At 70.8% G+C, this 15,925-nt stretch carries 9 protein-coding genes; all 9 read left to right on the forward strand.

Annotated elements, in window-relative coordinates; genetic code table 11:
* Nucleotides 1–134: 134 nt before the first annotated feature.
* The 9 genes from ACFRCR_RS09000 (at nucleotide 135) to ACFRCR_RS09040 (ending at nucleotide 15,864) form a co-directional block, all read left to right on the forward strand.
* Nucleotides 135–812 carry a hypothetical protein gene (locus ACFRCR_RS09000; protein WP_377676905.1) on the forward strand — a complete coding sequence of 226 codons (678 nt, stop codon included), beginning with the start codon at nucleotides 135–137 and terminating at the stop codon, nucleotides 810–812.
* 85 nt (nucleotides 813–897) lie between these two features.
* Nucleotides 898–1,902 carry a sugar phosphate isomerase/epimerase gene (locus ACFRCR_RS09005; RefSeq protein WP_191792191.1) on the forward strand — a complete coding sequence of 335 codons (1,005 nt, stop codon included), beginning with the start codon at nucleotides 898–900 and terminating at the stop codon, nucleotides 1,900–1,902.
* A gap of 275 nt (nucleotides 1,903–2,177) precedes the next feature.
* Nucleotides 2,178–3,440 carry a Gfo/Idh/MocA family protein gene (locus ACFRCR_RS09010; RefSeq protein ID WP_377676907.1) on the forward strand — a complete coding sequence of 421 codons (1,263 nt, stop codon included), beginning with the start codon at nucleotides 2,178–2,180 and terminating at the stop codon, nucleotides 3,438–3,440.
* Nucleotides 3,437–5,050 carry a sugar ABC transporter ATP-binding protein gene (locus tag ACFRCR_RS09015; protein ID WP_377676908.1) on the forward strand — a complete coding sequence of 538 codons (1,614 nt, stop codon included), beginning with the start codon at nucleotides 3,437–3,439 and terminating at the stop codon, nucleotides 5,048–5,050. Before ACFRCR_RS09010 ends, ACFRCR_RS09015 begins: the two co-directional genes overlap by 4 nt.
* Entirely contained in the window at nucleotides 5,047–6,213 is a 1,167-nt protein-coding gene (locus tag ACFRCR_RS09020; RefSeq protein WP_377676910.1) for an ABC transporter permease, read from the forward strand. Before ACFRCR_RS09015 ends, ACFRCR_RS09020 begins: the two co-directional genes overlap by 4 nt.
* Nucleotides 6,210–7,310 carry an ABC transporter permease gene (locus ACFRCR_RS09025; RefSeq protein ID WP_377676912.1) on the forward strand — a complete coding sequence of 367 codons (1,101 nt, stop codon included), beginning with the start codon at nucleotides 6,210–6,212 and terminating at the stop codon, nucleotides 7,308–7,310. The genes ACFRCR_RS09020 and ACFRCR_RS09025 overlap by 4 nt, the downstream gene beginning before the upstream one ends.
* Nucleotides 7,311–7,416: 106 nt before the next feature.
* Entirely contained in the window at nucleotides 7,417–8,637 is a 1,221-nt protein-coding gene (locus tag ACFRCR_RS09030) for a substrate-binding domain-containing protein (protein WP_377676914.1), read from the forward strand.
* A gap of 160 nt (nucleotides 8,638–8,797) precedes the next feature.
* A complete protein-coding gene (locus tag ACFRCR_RS09035; protein ID WP_377676916.1) occupies nucleotides 8,798–9,661 on the forward strand; it encodes a sugar phosphate isomerase/epimerase family protein in 864 nt (287 codons plus the stop codon).
* A 134-nt stretch (nucleotides 9,662–9,795) separates the two neighbouring features.
* Nucleotides 9,796–15,864, forward strand: coding sequence for a ThuA domain-containing protein (locus ACFRCR_RS09040; protein ID WP_377676917.1), 6,069 nt, complete (start codon nucleotides 9,796–9,798; stop codon nucleotides 15,862–15,864).
* Nucleotides 15,865–15,925 lie beyond the last annotated feature (61 nt).

The raw sequence follows: 15,925 nt of genomic DNA on the forward strand, positions 1-15,925 counted from the left end.
CATGCGTCCCGCGGGCTAGCACCACCGGCTGCACCGCCGCGCGAGGCGCGGTCGTGCACCGCACGTCCAGCAGTACCGTTCGGTCCACCGGGCCGCACAGCCCGACGCACGACCCCTTCCTTCACGACGAGGTGATGAGCGACATGACTCAGCAGGCGAACCGGCACACCGGTCCCGACCGGGCGCGCACCCCCCGCCCTCGCGCCCGCTCCGCCCCCCTGACCAGCGCCCTCGGGCGCGTGCGCGCGGCCGCGGCCGCAGGCATGGCCCTGCTGCTCGGGACGCTGCTCGCGACCGTGCTGGGCGCGGTGCCTGCGAGCGCGCACGGTGGCGACATCATCCTGTCGATCGGCGGCGACGGTGCCGGTGGCATCTCGGTCAACGTGACCTACAAGACGGACGGGCACCCGGTCGAGGAGATCGTCGACGTCATGGTCACGGCGGTGTCCGACGCCGGGACGGAGATCGGCCCCCTCCAGCTCTCGTCGGCCTCGGAGGGCGTCGGCTGGTACACGTCCGCGCCGGACGTGCTGACCGACGGCCACTGGACCGTGACCGCGACGACGACCACGCCGGTCGCCACGACCGCGACCTCGCAGATCGACGTGGTCCCGCCGCCCGCCGCGCCCGCACCCGCATCTGCGGAGGGTGACACGGAGGTCGGTGCCGAGGGGGACTCGGCAGCGGCGGCGAGCGACGAGGAGTCGGGCGTCCCGACGACGGCGCTCGTCGTGGGGGGCACGGTCCTGCTCCTCGCAGCGGGGGCCGTGCTCGTGCTCCGTCGCCGCGCGACGGCCACGAAGCGCCCGTAGGGCGACCCTCATCGAGAGCACCCGACCACAGGACGACCACCGAGACTTCCCGGACCACGGGCGTCGGAACGAAGGAGACATCGACATGGCACGACCCATCACCCTGTTCACCGGCCAGTGGGCCGACCTGCCCTTCGAGGAGGTCGTGCGCCTCGCATCGGGCTGGGGCTACGACGGTCTGGAGATCGCCTGCTGGGGCGACCACCTGGACCCGTGGCGCTGGGACGACGAGGAGTACGTCGCGGGCAAGCTCGCGCTGCTCGAGGCGCACGGCCTGAAGGTCTACGCGATCTCGAACCACCTCAAGGGGCAGGCGGTGTGCGACGACCCGATCGACCAGCGGCACCGCGACATCCTGTCGGACCGCGTGTGGGGCGACGGCGACCCCGAGGGCGTGCGGCAGCGCGCGGCCGAGGAGATGAAGAACACCGCTCGTCTCGCGGCGAGGCTGGGCGTCAAGACGGTCGTCGGCTTCACGGGCTCGTCGATCTGGAAGTACGTCGCGATGTTCCCGCCGGCGTCGCAGGACATGATCGACGCGGGCTACCAGGACTTCGCGGACCGCTGGAACCCGATCCTCGACGTGTTCGACGAGGTCGGGGTCCGCTTCGCCCACGAGGTGCACCCGAGCGAGATCGCGTACGACTACTGGACCACGGTCCGCACGCTCGAGGCGATCGGTCACCGCAAGGCGTTCGGCCTCAACTGGGACCCGAGCCACATGGTGTGGCAGGACCTGGACCCGGTCGGCTTCCTGTGGGACTTCCAGGACCGGATCTACCACGTGGACTGCAAGGACACGAAGAAGCGCATGCACAACGGCCGCAACGGGCGGCTGGGGTCGCACCTGGCGTGGGCCGACCCTCGCCGCGGCTGGGACTTCATCTCGACCGGTCACGGCGACGTGCCCTGGGAGGACGCCTTCCGGATGCTCAACAGCATCGGCTACGAGGGCCCGATCTCGGTCGAGTGGGAGGACGCGGGCATGGACCGCCTCGTGGGTGCGCCCGAGGCGCTCGCCTTCGTGAAGCAGTATGCGTTCGAGGCGCCCGAGGCCGCGTTCGACGCGGCGTTCTCGACCAAGGAGTAGTCCCCGAGCTCCCCGCGAGGGCGTCCTCCCACCCCGGGAGGGCGCCCTTCGGCGTGTGCGGCGCGATGCCGGCGCGGGGGTCTGTGGGGCGGCCCGGCGCGCGTCCTCGGTGCCGCCCTGGGGCCCGCGGAGCGCGATTCCGCGCCGGTCGAGGGTCGGTTTCCCGCGGAACGGCGCGCTTCCACAATTGTTTAACCGATGGAGTTACCGAACGGTGACATCAAACATCCGGCTTTTGCTTGACCCTCGTCATAAGTCGCCCTACGGTATGGGACATGCGAGCCGAAGAAGTCGCGCGAGACCTCGGGGCCATCGACGCCCCCGCCACCAGGACGGAGCTGTCCGCCCTGGACGGCCGCCCCGTCGTGGGGGCCGCGACCACCCCCGTCCCCGAACGTCCAGCGACCGACCTGCTGCCGAGCCGGCTGCCCGCCGCGGGCTACCGTGCCGGCATCATCGGCACCGGCTTCATCGGCGAGGTCCACGCCCGTGCGATCCGCACGGCCGGGGGAGACCTCGTCTCGGTCGCCGGCATCGACGCGCCGGGGGCGCGCGAGGCCGCCGCCGACCTCGGGGCACTGGGCTACGCGGCCACGTCGCAGGAGCTCATCGACGACCCGGACATCGACGTGGTGCACATCTGCACCCCCAACTTCCTGCACGTCCCGCTCGCCACGGCGGCGTTGGCCGCGGGCAAGCACGTGGTGTGCGAGAAGCCCCTCGCGACGGACCTCGAGGGCGCGATCGCGCTCGCCGGTCTCGCCGAGGAGGCCGCCGCCGCGGACGGCCGCGTCGCCGTCGTGCCCTTCGCCTACCGCTTCCACCCCATGGTGCGCGAGGCGCGCGCCCGGGTCCGCAGCGGCGCGGTCGGCACCATCAGCCTCGTGCACGGGTCCTACCTCCAGGACTGGCTCCTGCGGGCCAGCGACGACAACTGGCGCGTCGACCCCGCACTCGGTGGCGCGAGCCGCGCGTTCGGCGACATCGGCTCCCACTTCTGCGACCTCCTCGAGTTCACGACGGGCCAGCGCATCGCACGGCTCGTCGCGCAGACCGCGACGATCAACGCCGAGCGCACGGGCGCCGACGGGCGCCCCGCGCCGGTCCGCACCGAGGACGCCGTGACCCTGCAGTACGAGACCGACGGCGGGGCGCTCGGCTCGGCGGTCATCAGCCAGGTCTCGGCAGGCCGCAAGAACCGGCTCTTCCTCGAGATCTCGGGCTCCGAGTCGACGCTCGCGTTCGACCAGGAGGGGCCGGAGACCCTCTGGGAGGGCCGCCGCGACACGAGCCGTCTGCTCATCCGCAACCCCGAGGCCCTCACGCCCGAGGCTGCCCGCTACTCCCGGCTCCCCGCAGGACACCCGCAGGGATACCAGGACTGCTTCGACGCGCTCGTCGGTGACACCGCGGCGGCCATCAACGGGCGCACGCCCGACGGGCTGCCCACGTTCGCCGACGGCCTCCGGGCCGCACACCTCGCCGAGGCCGTGGCCCGTTCCGCACGTACCGGCACCTGGGTGGAGGTAGAGGCATGACAGCACCGACGGCAGGAGAGGGCGTGGCCGCGCCCCTCCTGCGGCTGCGGGGCATCGGCAAGGTCTTCTTCGGCAACTCGGTCCTGCGCGGCATCGACCTCGACGTGCGACCCGGTGAGGTCCACGCGCTCGTCGGGGAGAACGGCGCCGGCAAGTCCACGCTCATGAAGATCATCGCCGGGGTCCACCAGCCCGACGCGGGCACCATGGAGCTCGACGGCGCGCCCGCGACGTTCGCGTCCCCCCTCGCCGCGCAGGCAGCCGGGGTCTCGACCGTCTTCCAGGAGTTCAACCTCCTGCCCGAGCGCACGGTCGCGGAGAACGTGTACCTCGGCCGCGAGCCGCGCCGGTTCGGGATCGTCGACGCCCGGCGCATGGCCCGCGACACCGACGCGCTGCTCGCGGACCTCGGTCTGCACGGCCTCGCGTCGTGGATGCGGGTCGGGTCGCTGTCCGTGGCCGAGCAGCAGATCGTCGAGATCGTCAAGGCCGTCTCCTACGACGCCCGCATCATCTCGATGGACGAGCCCACCGCCGCGCTCGCCGACCAGGAGGTCGAGCTGCTCTACGCGCTCGTCCAGCAGCTGCGCTCCCGAGGCGTCGCGATCCTCTACGTCTCGCACCGCCTCAAGGAGATCTTCGACCTCTGCGACACCATCACCGTCCTCAAGGACGGCGACTTCGTCCTGACGACTGCGACGGCCGACATCACCCCGGACCAGCTCGTGCGGACCATGGTCGGCCGCGAGTTCGCGGGCTACTACCCGGACAAGGACCCGGGCACGGTGCCCGGCGCCGTCAAGCTCGCGCTCGCGGGCGCGGGCAACACCCAGGTCGACGGGATCGACCTCGAGGTCCGCGCGGGGGAGATCGTGGCCCTCGCGGGACTCCAGGGCAGCGGACGCACCGAGATCGCGCACGGCGTGTTCGGCGTCGCGCCGTTCACCCGGGGCACGGTCCTGCTCGACGGCAAGCCCGTCACGGTGGGCTCGGCACGCGAGGCCGTCCGGCTCGGGCTCGCGCTCGTGACCGAGGACCGCAAGGCCGAGGGCCTGGCCCTCGAGCAGTCGATCTCCGCGAACGCACGGCTCGTGCTCGACGCCGTGACCCCCGGTTCCTCCGACCGCCGCGCCAAGGCGATCCCCGGCATCCTGTCGTCGCTCGACCTCGTCTCGCGCTCCAAGGACGCCGAGGTCCAGTACCTCTCGGGCGGGAACCAGCAGAAGGTCGTGCTGGCCAAGTGGCTCGTGACGGACCCGTCGGTCATCGTCCTCGACGAACCCACGCGCGGCATCGACGTCGGTGCCAAGCGCGCGGTCTACGACCTCATGCGCACCCTCACGGCGCGCGGCGTCGCGATCCTGCTCATCTCGTCCGAGCTCCCCGAGGTCGTCGCGATGGCCGACCGCATCCTCGTGATGCGCGACGGCCGGGTCGCCGGCGAGCTCCCCGCAGGCAGCGACGAGGAGACCATCATGGCGCTCGCGACCGGGGCCGGAGACACGTCGGAGCACGTCGAGGTCGACCTCTCCGCGCTCGACGTCCCCGTCGGGTCAAGCGTCCGGACAGCCCGTCCCGCGCACAGCGACACCCTCCAGGAGGAGAAATGAGCACCGCGGTGAGCACCGCCTCGCCCCGGGCGGGGAGCACGACCTCCGGCCCCCGACGGCGCCGGCTCGGCTCGACAGGGATCGTCTACCTCGCCCTCGTCGGCATCCTGGTCGTCTCGGCCGGGCTCGTCGCGGCGCAGGGCGGCAGCTTCTTCAGCCAGGGCAACCTGTTCTACCTGCTGTCCCAGACGAGCCTGCTGGGCTTCGTCGCGATCGGCCAGACGTTCGTCATCCTGTGCAAGTCGCTCGACCTGTCGGTCGGGTACGTCGTGGCCTGGTCCTCGCTGGTGGCCGCCACGACCATGGCCGGTGACCCGTCGCGCATCTGGCTCGGCGTGGTCGCGGCGCTCGCGGTCGCCGCGGGCGTCGGACTGGTCAACGGGCTCGTCATCTCGAAGCTCCGCGTGAACTCGTTCATCGCGACGCTCGGTGTCGGCCTCGTCATCAAGGGCTACCTCGACACGCAGTTCAAGGGCCCGTCGGGCGAGGTCCCCAAGGCCTTCCAGGGCTTCGGGTACACGCGCATCGGTCCGGTGCCGGTCTCGGTCATCGTGCTCGCGGTCGTCATGGTGCTCGGCGTCGTGCTCCTGACCCGCACCCGTCCGGGCTACCACATGTTCGCGGTCGGCGGGAACATCGACGTCGCCCGTCTCTCGGGGATCCGCACGGACCGGTCGATCATCCTGGCCCACGTCCTGTGCTCGCTGTGCGCGGGCATCGCCGGCCTCCTCATCGCGGCACGGTTCGGCACGGGCAACGCCCTGGTCTACACGTACGGCTACGACCTCAACTCGATCGCGGCCGTGGTGCTCGGCGGGACCCTGCTCATGGGAGGCCGCGGCTCCATCCTCGGCACCATGGCCGGCGTCCTGATCCTCGCCTCGCTCGACACCGTGTTCAACGTGCTCGACGTCAGCCCGTTCTTCAAGGACGTCCTGCGCGGCGCGATCATCATCGCCGCGGTCGCCATGTACGCCCGCCGCCAGATCGACCCCGCGAGCAGCCGAGCGAGGTTCAAGGCCCTGGCGCAGTCCGTCCGACCCGGCTCCCGCGGCGGACCCGGCGGCGCGAGCTCGCCGGACCGCACCGGCCCGGCAGGGCCAGGGGCCGCCGCGGACCCCGAGAACCCGTCCGCCACGACCGGCAAGGAGGCCACCCGATGAGCGCGAGCACTCCCGCGACCCGCCCGAGCACCCCGGGGGCCACGCCGGCCGCCACCACCGGGAACGGTCTCTCCCGCTGGGTCCGGCGCGTCACGTCGGGCAGCACCTGGACGGTCTACGCCCTGCTGATCGTGGTGTTCGTCGCGATCCTCGTGATGAACCCCTCGTTCGGCGAGCCCATGTCGATCATGGCCTTCCTCAAGAAGGCGGCGCCGCTGATCGTCCTGGCGATCGGGCAGTACTTCGTCATCGTGTCGGGGGAGTTCGACCTCTCGGTCGGCTCGCTCGTGGGGGCCCAGGTCGTCATCGCGGCCAAGCTCATCGACGGCGAGGACTCCATGACCTGGCCCGTGATCGGCCTCATGGTCCTGTTCGGCCTGGCGGTCGGGCTCGTCAACGGCCTGATCGTCACGCTCCTGAAGGTCCCGTCGTTCATCACGACGCTCGGCATGATGCTCGTGCTCTACGGCGCGATCCGCCTGTGGACCGGCGGGGCGCCCACGGGCTCGCTCACGGACGGCTTCCGCCAGTGGGGCCGCGGCGGCCTGCCGGACACCCCGGGGCAGTTCCAGGTCCCCTTCGCCGTGCTCATCACGGTCGTGCTCGGTGTGGTCGCGGTGGTCCTCATGCGGCGCCCGTTCGGCCGCACGCTCGTCGCGACCGGGGACAACGACGTGGCCGCGGCGTTCTCGGGCGCCTCGGTCTGGTGGGTGCGCACGCGGGCCTTCCTGTTCTCCGGCTTCATGGCCACGGTCGCGGGCATCCTCATCGGCGGCTACGCCGGCGTGACGGCCCAGGTGGGCGAGGGCCTGGAGTTCATGGCGATCACGGCGGTCGTCCTGGGCGGCGTCGTCCTGGGCGGCGGCCGGGGCTCGGTGGTCGCGGCCATGGCCGGCGCACTGACACTCGAAGCCCTGTTCACCCTGTTCAACCAGCTCAGCCTGCCGTCCACGATCCGTCCCGCGGTCCAGGGCGTGATCATCATCGCCGCGGTGGCCTACGCCGCGATGCCGCGCCGGTCCAAGGCCGTGCCGAGCCCCCCGGCAGGGGTCCCCGAACCCACCGTCCCCAAGGAGCCCCAGCCAGCAGCGCCCTAGTCCTCCGGTCACCACCCGGAACGCCACACAGATCCGTCCCCGACAGGCCGTCGCACCCGTTGCGTCGGCAGGACAACGAAGTCTTCCGAAAATCAGGAGAAGGAACATGCGACGCTCTCGAGTTCTCATGGCAGGAGCCGCGACCGCGGCACTGCTGTTCACCGCTGCGTGCAGCACCGACGTGCCCGAGGCCCCCGCCGGAGGAGAGACGGCCTCCGAGGGGGCCGAGGAGTCGAACGAGTCCGGTGCGAACAGCCAGTGGTTCGTGCAGGCCGACTACGACCGTCAGCTCGCCCAGCGCACCGCGGTGCCCGAGGGGCCGGGCGAGCAGCCGTGGTTGCAGGCGATCGACCCCGAGTACGTGGACACCGCGCAGTACGCGAAGGAGGGCGGCAAGAAGCTCTGCTTCTCCAACGCCTCGGTCTCCAACCCGTGGCGCGTGACGGGCTTCATCACGATGCAGCAGCAGGTCGAGGTCCTCAAGGCCTCGGGCGAGATCTCGGAGTTCCGCGTCTCGGACGCCGCGGACGACGACAACAAGCAGATCTCGGACATCCAGGCGTTCGTCGAGGCCGGTGACTGCGACGCGATCATCATCTCGCCGTCGACCACCGCGACCCTGACCCCGGCGGTCGAGGCGGCGTGCGCGTCCGGCAAGCCCGTCATCGTGTTCGACCGCGGCGTCAACTCCGACTGCATGGTGACCTACATCCACCCGATCGGCGGCTACGCCTACGGCGCCGACGGCGCCGAGTTCCTCGTGGAGAACCTCGAGCCCGGCTCGAAGGTCCTGGCCCTGCGCATCCTGCCCGGTGTCGACGTGCTGGAGAACCGCTGGGCCGCGGCCGACAAGATCTTCTCCGAGAGCGAGATCGAGGTCGTGGGCCAGGAGTTCACCGGTGGTGACGGCGCGAAGATCAAGGACATCGTGACGCAGTACCTGCAGCGCGGTGACGTGGACGGCATCTGGATGGACGCCGGTGACGGCGCCGTCGCGGCGGTCGAGGCGTTCGAGGACGCCGGCAAGCCCTACCCGGTCTTCATGGGCGAGGACGAGCTGAGCTTCATGCGCAAGTGGAAGGAGACGGACATGACCGCCCTGGGCGCCGTGTACTCCAACTTCCAGTGGCGCACCCCGATCCTCGCGGCCCAGAAGATCTGGAACGGAGAGCAGGTCCCGGCCGAGTGGGTCCTGCCGCAGTCGCCCATCACGGGCGAGGACCTGGACGCCTACCTCGACGCCAACAAGGACATGCCCTCGCTGCACTACGCCAAGTTCGGCGGCGAGGACCTGCCCGGCTACCCCGAGGCCTGGACCAACCGCTGACCCCGGCCCGGCCGGTCCCTCGCTCTCCTCGGGGGACCGGCCGGGAGCCGGTACGCACGGCACCTCCCGGGCGCCCGACGACGCAGCGCACCTTTCCCCGCGAAGGTGGGCTCCGGCGTCGGGCGGACCGGCAGCGCACCCACCGACGAAAGAGAGCACCGTGGCTCGTACGCGCCCCCTGGGGGTCAACACCTGGGTGTGGACCTCGCCCCTGACCGACGCCTCCCTGCGCGAGATCGCCCCGCGCGTCGCCGGATGGGGCTTCGACGTCCTCGAGCTGCCCGTCGAGGACGTGACCGACTGGAACCCGCAGCTCGCCGCGGGCGTCCTCGCGGACAACGGCCTCGCGGCCTCGGTCTCGCTCGTCATGGGCCCAGGGCGCGAGCTCGTCTCGGCCGACGGCGGCACGATCCGCCGGACCCAGGACTACCTGCGCCAGGTCGTCGACATGGCGCACGCCGTCGGTTCGCGCGTCATCGGCGGGCCGGCGTACGCGTCCGTGGGGCGTACCTGGCGGATGACCGCCGGCCAGCGCGAGGCCGCGTACGCCGAGCTCGTCGACCACCTGGCCCCCGTCGTCGAGCACGCGATGGCCGCAGGTGTGCGGATCGGCCTCGAACCGCTCAACCGCTACGAGACGAGCCTGGTCAACACGGTCGACCAGGGCCTCGCCGTCGTCGCGCCCCTCCCGTCGGAGGGGATCGGGCTCATGCTCGACATCTACCACATGAACATCGAGGAGACGGACCTGGCGGCCGCGGTGACGCGCGCCGGGGACCGCATCGCGCACGTGCAGGTCTGCGGCAACGACCGCGGGGCCCCCGGCAGCGACCACCTCGACTGGCCTGCGTTCCTCGGCGCGCTCGACCTCGTGGGCTACGACGGCTCGCTGTGCATCGAGTCGTTCACCGCCGACAACGCGACCATCGCGACGGCCGCCTCGATCTGGCGACCGCTCGCCTTCTCCCAGGACGCCATCGCCGTCGATGGCCTGGACTTCCTGAAAGGACTGATGCGCGGCTGACCGATCGGTAGGTGCAGTACCGACGGCGCCGGCACGCCGTGGGACGACGTAACTCTTCACAGCACGTGCGGCCCCGTTCACCGACGAGCGGGGCACGGACTCGCCACGTGCCGACTGCCCTGGAGGCAAGACACATGAAGGCTGCGCGACTTCCCCTGCGGGGAAGAGCCGTCGCGGCGCTGACCATCGGAGCTCTGGCGTTCACTCTCGCGCCCGCGACGACGGCTGCTGCCCACGACGGACCACATGCTCCCGGTGACGACCGCAAGGTCCTCATCTTCACCAAGACGACCCAGTTCCGGCACTCCGAGGCGATCACGCAGGGCACCCCGGTGCTCGAGGCCGCGTTCGCCGACGTCGGGATCTCCTCCGACCACACCGAGGACTCCTCGGTCTTCACCGACGAAGGCCTCGCGGAGTACGACGCGCTGGTCATGTTCCAGACGTCGGGCGACCCGTGGAACGCCGACCAGAAGGCCGCGCTCGAGCGCTACCAGCAGGCCGGCGGCGGCATCGTCGCGATCCACAACGCGACCGACATGCGCGGCAACTACGGCTGGTGGGACGACATGATCGGGGCGCTCATGCCCGGTCACGCCGCGACCGGCAACAGCCCCGGCCTGCCCGGCACGGTGCGCGTCGAGGACAGCGTGCACCCCTCGACCAAGCACCTCGACCAGCGCTGGAACCGCGCCGACGAGTGGTACAACTACTCGGCCAACGTCCGCGGCAGCGCGCACGTGCTCGCCACCATGGACGAGTCGACGTACGACGCGGGCGGCAACAAGATGGGCGCCGACCACCCGATCTCGTGGTGCAAGCCCTACGACGGCGGCCGCGCCTGGATGACCGGCATGGGCCACTTCGGTGCGCACTTCACGGGGGAGCCGGACCTGGTCCAGCACATCGTGGGCGGCGTCCAGTGGGCGTCCGGCCAGGTGGCGGGCGACTGTGGCGGCACCGACTGGGGCCAGTTCGAGAAGGTCGCGCTCGACACGAACACGAGCGCACCGTTCGGCATGGACGTCGCGCCCGACGGTCGCGTGTTCTTCACCGAGCTCGTGCGTGGACAGATCCGCGTCTACGACCCGCGCACCCAGAACACCACGACCGCCATCACCATCCCCGTGTACTCGGGCGGTGAGGACGGCCTGCTGGGCATCGCGCTGGACAAGGACTTCGCGACCAACGGGTACCTCTACCAGTACTACTCGCCGGCCTCGGCCGACGACACGAACCCGGAGAACTTCTTCAACCGGATCTCGCGCTTCACCGTGACCGACGGCGGTCCCGGCGGCACCGTGATCGACCCGGCCTCGGAGAAGGTCCTCATCGAGGTCCCGGCCGGGCGCCTGCCCGACGAGCCGGGCCACACGGGCGGCAGCCTGATCTTCGACGACCGCACCGGTGACCTGTACATCGGCGTGGGCGACGACGTGAACCCGCACTCCGAGCCCTCGGGCGGGTACGCCCCGCTCTCGGAGCGCGACGGCCGCCTGCACGACGCTCGCGCGACGTCGGCCAACACCAACGACCTGCGCGGCAAGGTGCTCCGCATCCACCCCGAGGCTGACGGCACGTACACGATCCCCGAGGGCAACCTGTTCGCCCCGGGCACCGACAAGACGCTGCCCGAGATCTACGCGATGGGCTTCCGCAACCCGTTCCGGTTCACGATCGACCCCGCCACGGGCAACCTCGGCGTGGCCGACTACTCCCCGGACAACGGTTCCGACAACCTCGCGAACCGCGGCCCCGCGGGCATCGCCGAGTGGAACTACATCCAGGAGCCGGGCTTCTTCGGCTGGCCCCTGTGCATGGGCAAGAACGAGCCCTTCCGTGACGTCGACTACCGCACCAACCCGGTCACGGTCGGCGCCAACTTCGACTGCGCGAACCCCGTCAACGACTCGATCCTGAACACGGGTCTGACGCAGCTCCCCGCCGCCCAGCCGGCGGACATGTACTACGGCTACCAGCGCACGTCGGCCCCCGGCGTCATCAACGCCGGTGGTGGGCTCGCACCCATGGGTGGCCCGTTCTACAGCTACGACGCGGACCTCGTGTCGGACACCAAGTTCCCCGAGTACTACGACGGCAAGCCCTTCTTCTACGAGTGGGCGCGCAACAAGATGTACTCGATCGACCTGAAGGACTCCACGCCGAAGGGCGCGGCTGTCGAGAAGGTCAACCCGTTCCTGTCGAACGAGCAGTTCCTCGCCCCGATCGACTCGACGTTCGGCCCCGAGGGCGCGCTCTACGTGCTCGACTGGGGCGGCGGCTTCGGGCGTGACAACCCGAACTCGGGCCTGCACCGCATCGACTACATCTCCGGTTCGCGCTCCCCGGTCGCCAAGCCGGCCGCCACGCCGGACTCGGGCACGGCCCCGCTCACCGTCACGTTCGACGGCGCCGCGAGCACCGACCCCGAGAACGAGGCGCTCACGTACGCGTGGGACTTCGACGGTGACGGCACGACCGACTCGACCGAGGCGGCCCCGAGCCACACCTACACCGCGAACGGCGTCTACGACGCCCGCCTCACGGTGAGCGACCCGTCGGGCAAGGTCGGTACCGCCACGGTCCCGATCACGGTCGGCAACACGCGCCCCGAGGTCGACTTCAACCTGCCGCCGACCGGGTCGTTCTTCGACTTCGGCGACCGGATCGACTGGGACGTCGCGGTCAGCGACGCCGAGGACTCCTCGATCGTCGACGAGAACGTCATCATCCAGCCGGCGCTCGGGCACGACGCCCACGCGCACCCCTCCGAGCCCCTCCACGGCACGACCGGCTCGGTCGAGACCGGCCTGGGCGGCGGCCACGGCGAGGACATGAACGTCTTCTACGTGCTCGACGCCCGGTACACGGACGGCGGCGGCGAGGGCGACGTGCCTGCGCTGACCGGCTCCGACACGACGCTGGTGTTCGGCAAGAAGCGTGAGGCCGAGTTCCAGACCGCCACCCAGGGCACGACCCAGCTCCCCAGCCGGGACGTCGAGGGCGGCGGGTCCGTCATCACGGGCAAGGACGGGGCCTGGTCCTCGTACGACCCGTTCAACCTCCACCAGATCAGTGCCCTGTCGCTGCGCGTCTCGGCAGCCCAGGCAGGCACCGTCGAGCTGCGCCGTGACGCTCCCGACGGCGAGCTCCTCGCCACGGCCTCCGTCCCGGAGACCGGGCTGGGTACCTTCACCGACGTGCGCGTCGACGTGGCGGACCCGGGCGAGAGCTTCACGCTGTACGTCGTGTTCCCCGGTGCGGGCGAGCGTCGCCTGAACTTCATCGAGGCGCACGGCAAGGGCATCTCGGCCACGACCCGTCCCGAGGTCGTCGTGACCGCTCCCGAGGCGGGCGTCCAGCTCGAGCAGGGCGCGATCACGGTCACCGCGGACGCGACCGACGCGGAGAACACCGTCACCCAGGTCGAGTTCTTCGTGAACGGCCAGTCGATCGGCACGGACACGTCCGCGCCGTACACGACGACGTGGAACGCCACGGCGGACAACTACTACAAGCTGACCGCGGTCGCCACGAACGACAAGGGCCTCACCACGAAGTCCCGCATCGTCATGGCTCAGGTCGGTGACCTGTTCGCCGGCATGAAGACCTTCACCAACGCGAATGGCACGTTCGAGCAGCTGTCCGAGGGCAAGTACCTCGTGAACTCGGCGGGCGCCAACATGTGGCAGGGCACCGACGAGTACTCGGCCATCTACAAGGAGGCCGGCGCGGACGAGAAGTGGTCAGCGACGGTCAAGGTCAACAGCCAGGGCAACTCCAACGGATCCGCCAAGGCGGGTCTCATCGTCCGCAACGACGTGACGCAGCCGGGCAAGTCGCCCGGCTACGCGGCCCTGGGCATCCGCCCGAGCGGCGGCTTCGAGTGGCTGCGCGGCAACGCCGCGGGGCAGCTCGTGACCTCCTCGGCGGCCAGCTCGACGAGCTACCCCGCGTGGGTGCGGATCGAGCGCGACGGTGACCTGTACACCGCGTCGTGGAGCAAGGACGGCGAGAACTTCACCCAGATCGGCGACCCTGTGTCCCTGCCGGGAGCGGCGTCTGTCCAGGACATCGGTCTCTTCGTGACGGCGCACAGCTCGAACCAGAGCGCGGTCGAGTTCCAGGACTTCTCGTTCGACGACGACCCGGTCGACCCGACCGAGCCCGGGACGGACACCCCGCCGCAGTGCGCGGCGCAGAAGTCGGACGACTTCGACGCCGCTGACATCAACACCGGTCGCTGGACCGTGGTGCGTACCGCACCCGGGACGTCGATCACGGTCGCGGACGGCAAGGCGGTCCTGCCCGTCGTCCAGGGCGACATCAACGAGGCGGTCCCGGGCCCGATCAGCTACCTGGGCCAGCCGGCACCCGCCGGGGCGTGGGAGATCCAGACCAAGGTCGAGGTCCCGCTCGCACGGCACTGGCAGCACGCGGGTCTCCTCGTGCACGTGAACGACAACGAGTACACCAAGTTCGCGTTCACGAAGAACCAGAACGGCAACCGCTTCCTGGAGTTCCAGACCGAGACCGGCGGTGCGCGCACGTGGCACGGCCAGACGAACGTCGCTGCGAGCTTCCCGTCGTCGGTCTACCTCAGGCTGACCTCCACGGGGACGGCCATCACGGCCGCGTACTCCGCGGACGGCCAGACGTGGACCGCGATCCCTGGCTCTGCACCGGTCAAGGCGAACGCCACGTTCGGTGTCATCGCCGCGGGAGACACGGGGACGGCCGACTCGGTTGCCCTGGTCGACTGGTTCAAGGTCACTCCGGACTCGACGGATGACGGCACCCGTGAGCCGTCCGACGAGTTCGACGGCACGGCCCTCGACGGCTGCCGCTGGAACAACGTGGTCCGCTACGACGCCTCGAAGGTCGAGGTCGCCGGTGGCGAGCTGCGCATCACCACGCAGCCGGGCGACATCAACAACACCAACCCGATCAGCCCGCGCAACTTCGTGCTCCAGGCAGCCCCCGAGGGCGACTGGGTCGCGGAGACGCGCTTCAAGGCACCGCTGCTGCACCGCTGGCAGTACGCCGGACTGATGGCCTACGGCGACGACGACAACTACGTCAAGCTCGACGTGGTCGCCAAGAACCAGCCGGGCACCCCGCTCAACCTGGGTGCCGAGCTCGCGTCGGAGAAGAACGCGGCCTCGAGCGGCGGCAACCGCCAGCTCGAGATCGCCGACACGACCGAGTCGGGCTACTGGTACCTGCGCATGGAGAAGGTGGGCAACACCTACCAGGGCTGGGTCAGCGACGGCGGGGTGAACTGGACGTCCCTCGGGGCCCCGGTCACGAACGACGCGGCGCTGACGTCCTTCGGTCTCGTGGCCATCGGCCCCGAGCAGGAGGTCCCCGTGAAGGTCGCCTTCGACTGGTTCCACGTCACCACCGGTGACGAGGACACGCAGGCACCGGTCGTGGCCGTCGCGCAGGACCCGGCAGCCGGCGCGTCCGGCTGGAACACCGGGGCCGTGACGGTCACCGCGACCGCGACCGACGACGTCTCGCAGACGCCGTCGATCGAGGTCAAGGTCGCGGGAGCCGACTGGGCCCCGTACACGGGCGGTATCGCGCTCACGGCGGGCGGCGAGCACTCGCTCGCCTTCCGCGCGAGCGACGAGGCCGGCAACGTGTCGCAGGAGGTCGTGCACGTGGTGAAGATCGACGCCACGGCACCGACCGCGACGGCCGAGCTGTCCGAGCGCACGGTCACCCTGGCCGGCGCGGACACCGGTTCGGGCCTCGCCCGGGTCGAGTACCGCCTCGCCGACACCCCCGCGGACGAGTGGCTCGAGTACACCGAGCCCTTCGTCGTCGGGGACGGGGCCGTCGAGGTCTCGTACCGCGCGGTCGACGTCGCCGGGAACGTGAGCCAGCCGCTCACCCTCTCGGTGCCGCCGGTCGAGGGCGGGGTCACGGCCGAGGTCGTGGCCAAGACCCAGTGCACGGCGGGCAAGGTGCTCGTCAACGTGCGGGTCGTCAACACCGACGACGCGCCGGCGACGATCAAGGTGAGCACGCCGTTCGGGACGAAGACCTTCACGGGTGTCGCTCCGGGCAAGTCCGCGTCGCAGTCGTTCGCCTCGCGCGCCACGTCGGTCGAGGCGGGCTCCGCCACGGTCGTCGCGACGATCGGGGACCGGACGTCGACGTACACGGTGGACTACGCGGCCGCGTCCTGCGGCTGATGCACGAACGGTAGGCGTCGCCCCCAAGGGGGCGGCGCCTACCACGCGCGTCCTCCGGCCG

Origin of the sequence: Oerskovia sp. NPDC056781 (assembly GCF_042789955.1) — a bacterium.
GTDB classification, from domain to species: domain Bacteria; phylum Actinomycetota; class Actinomycetes; order Actinomycetales; family Cellulomonadaceae; genus Oerskovia; species Oerskovia rustica.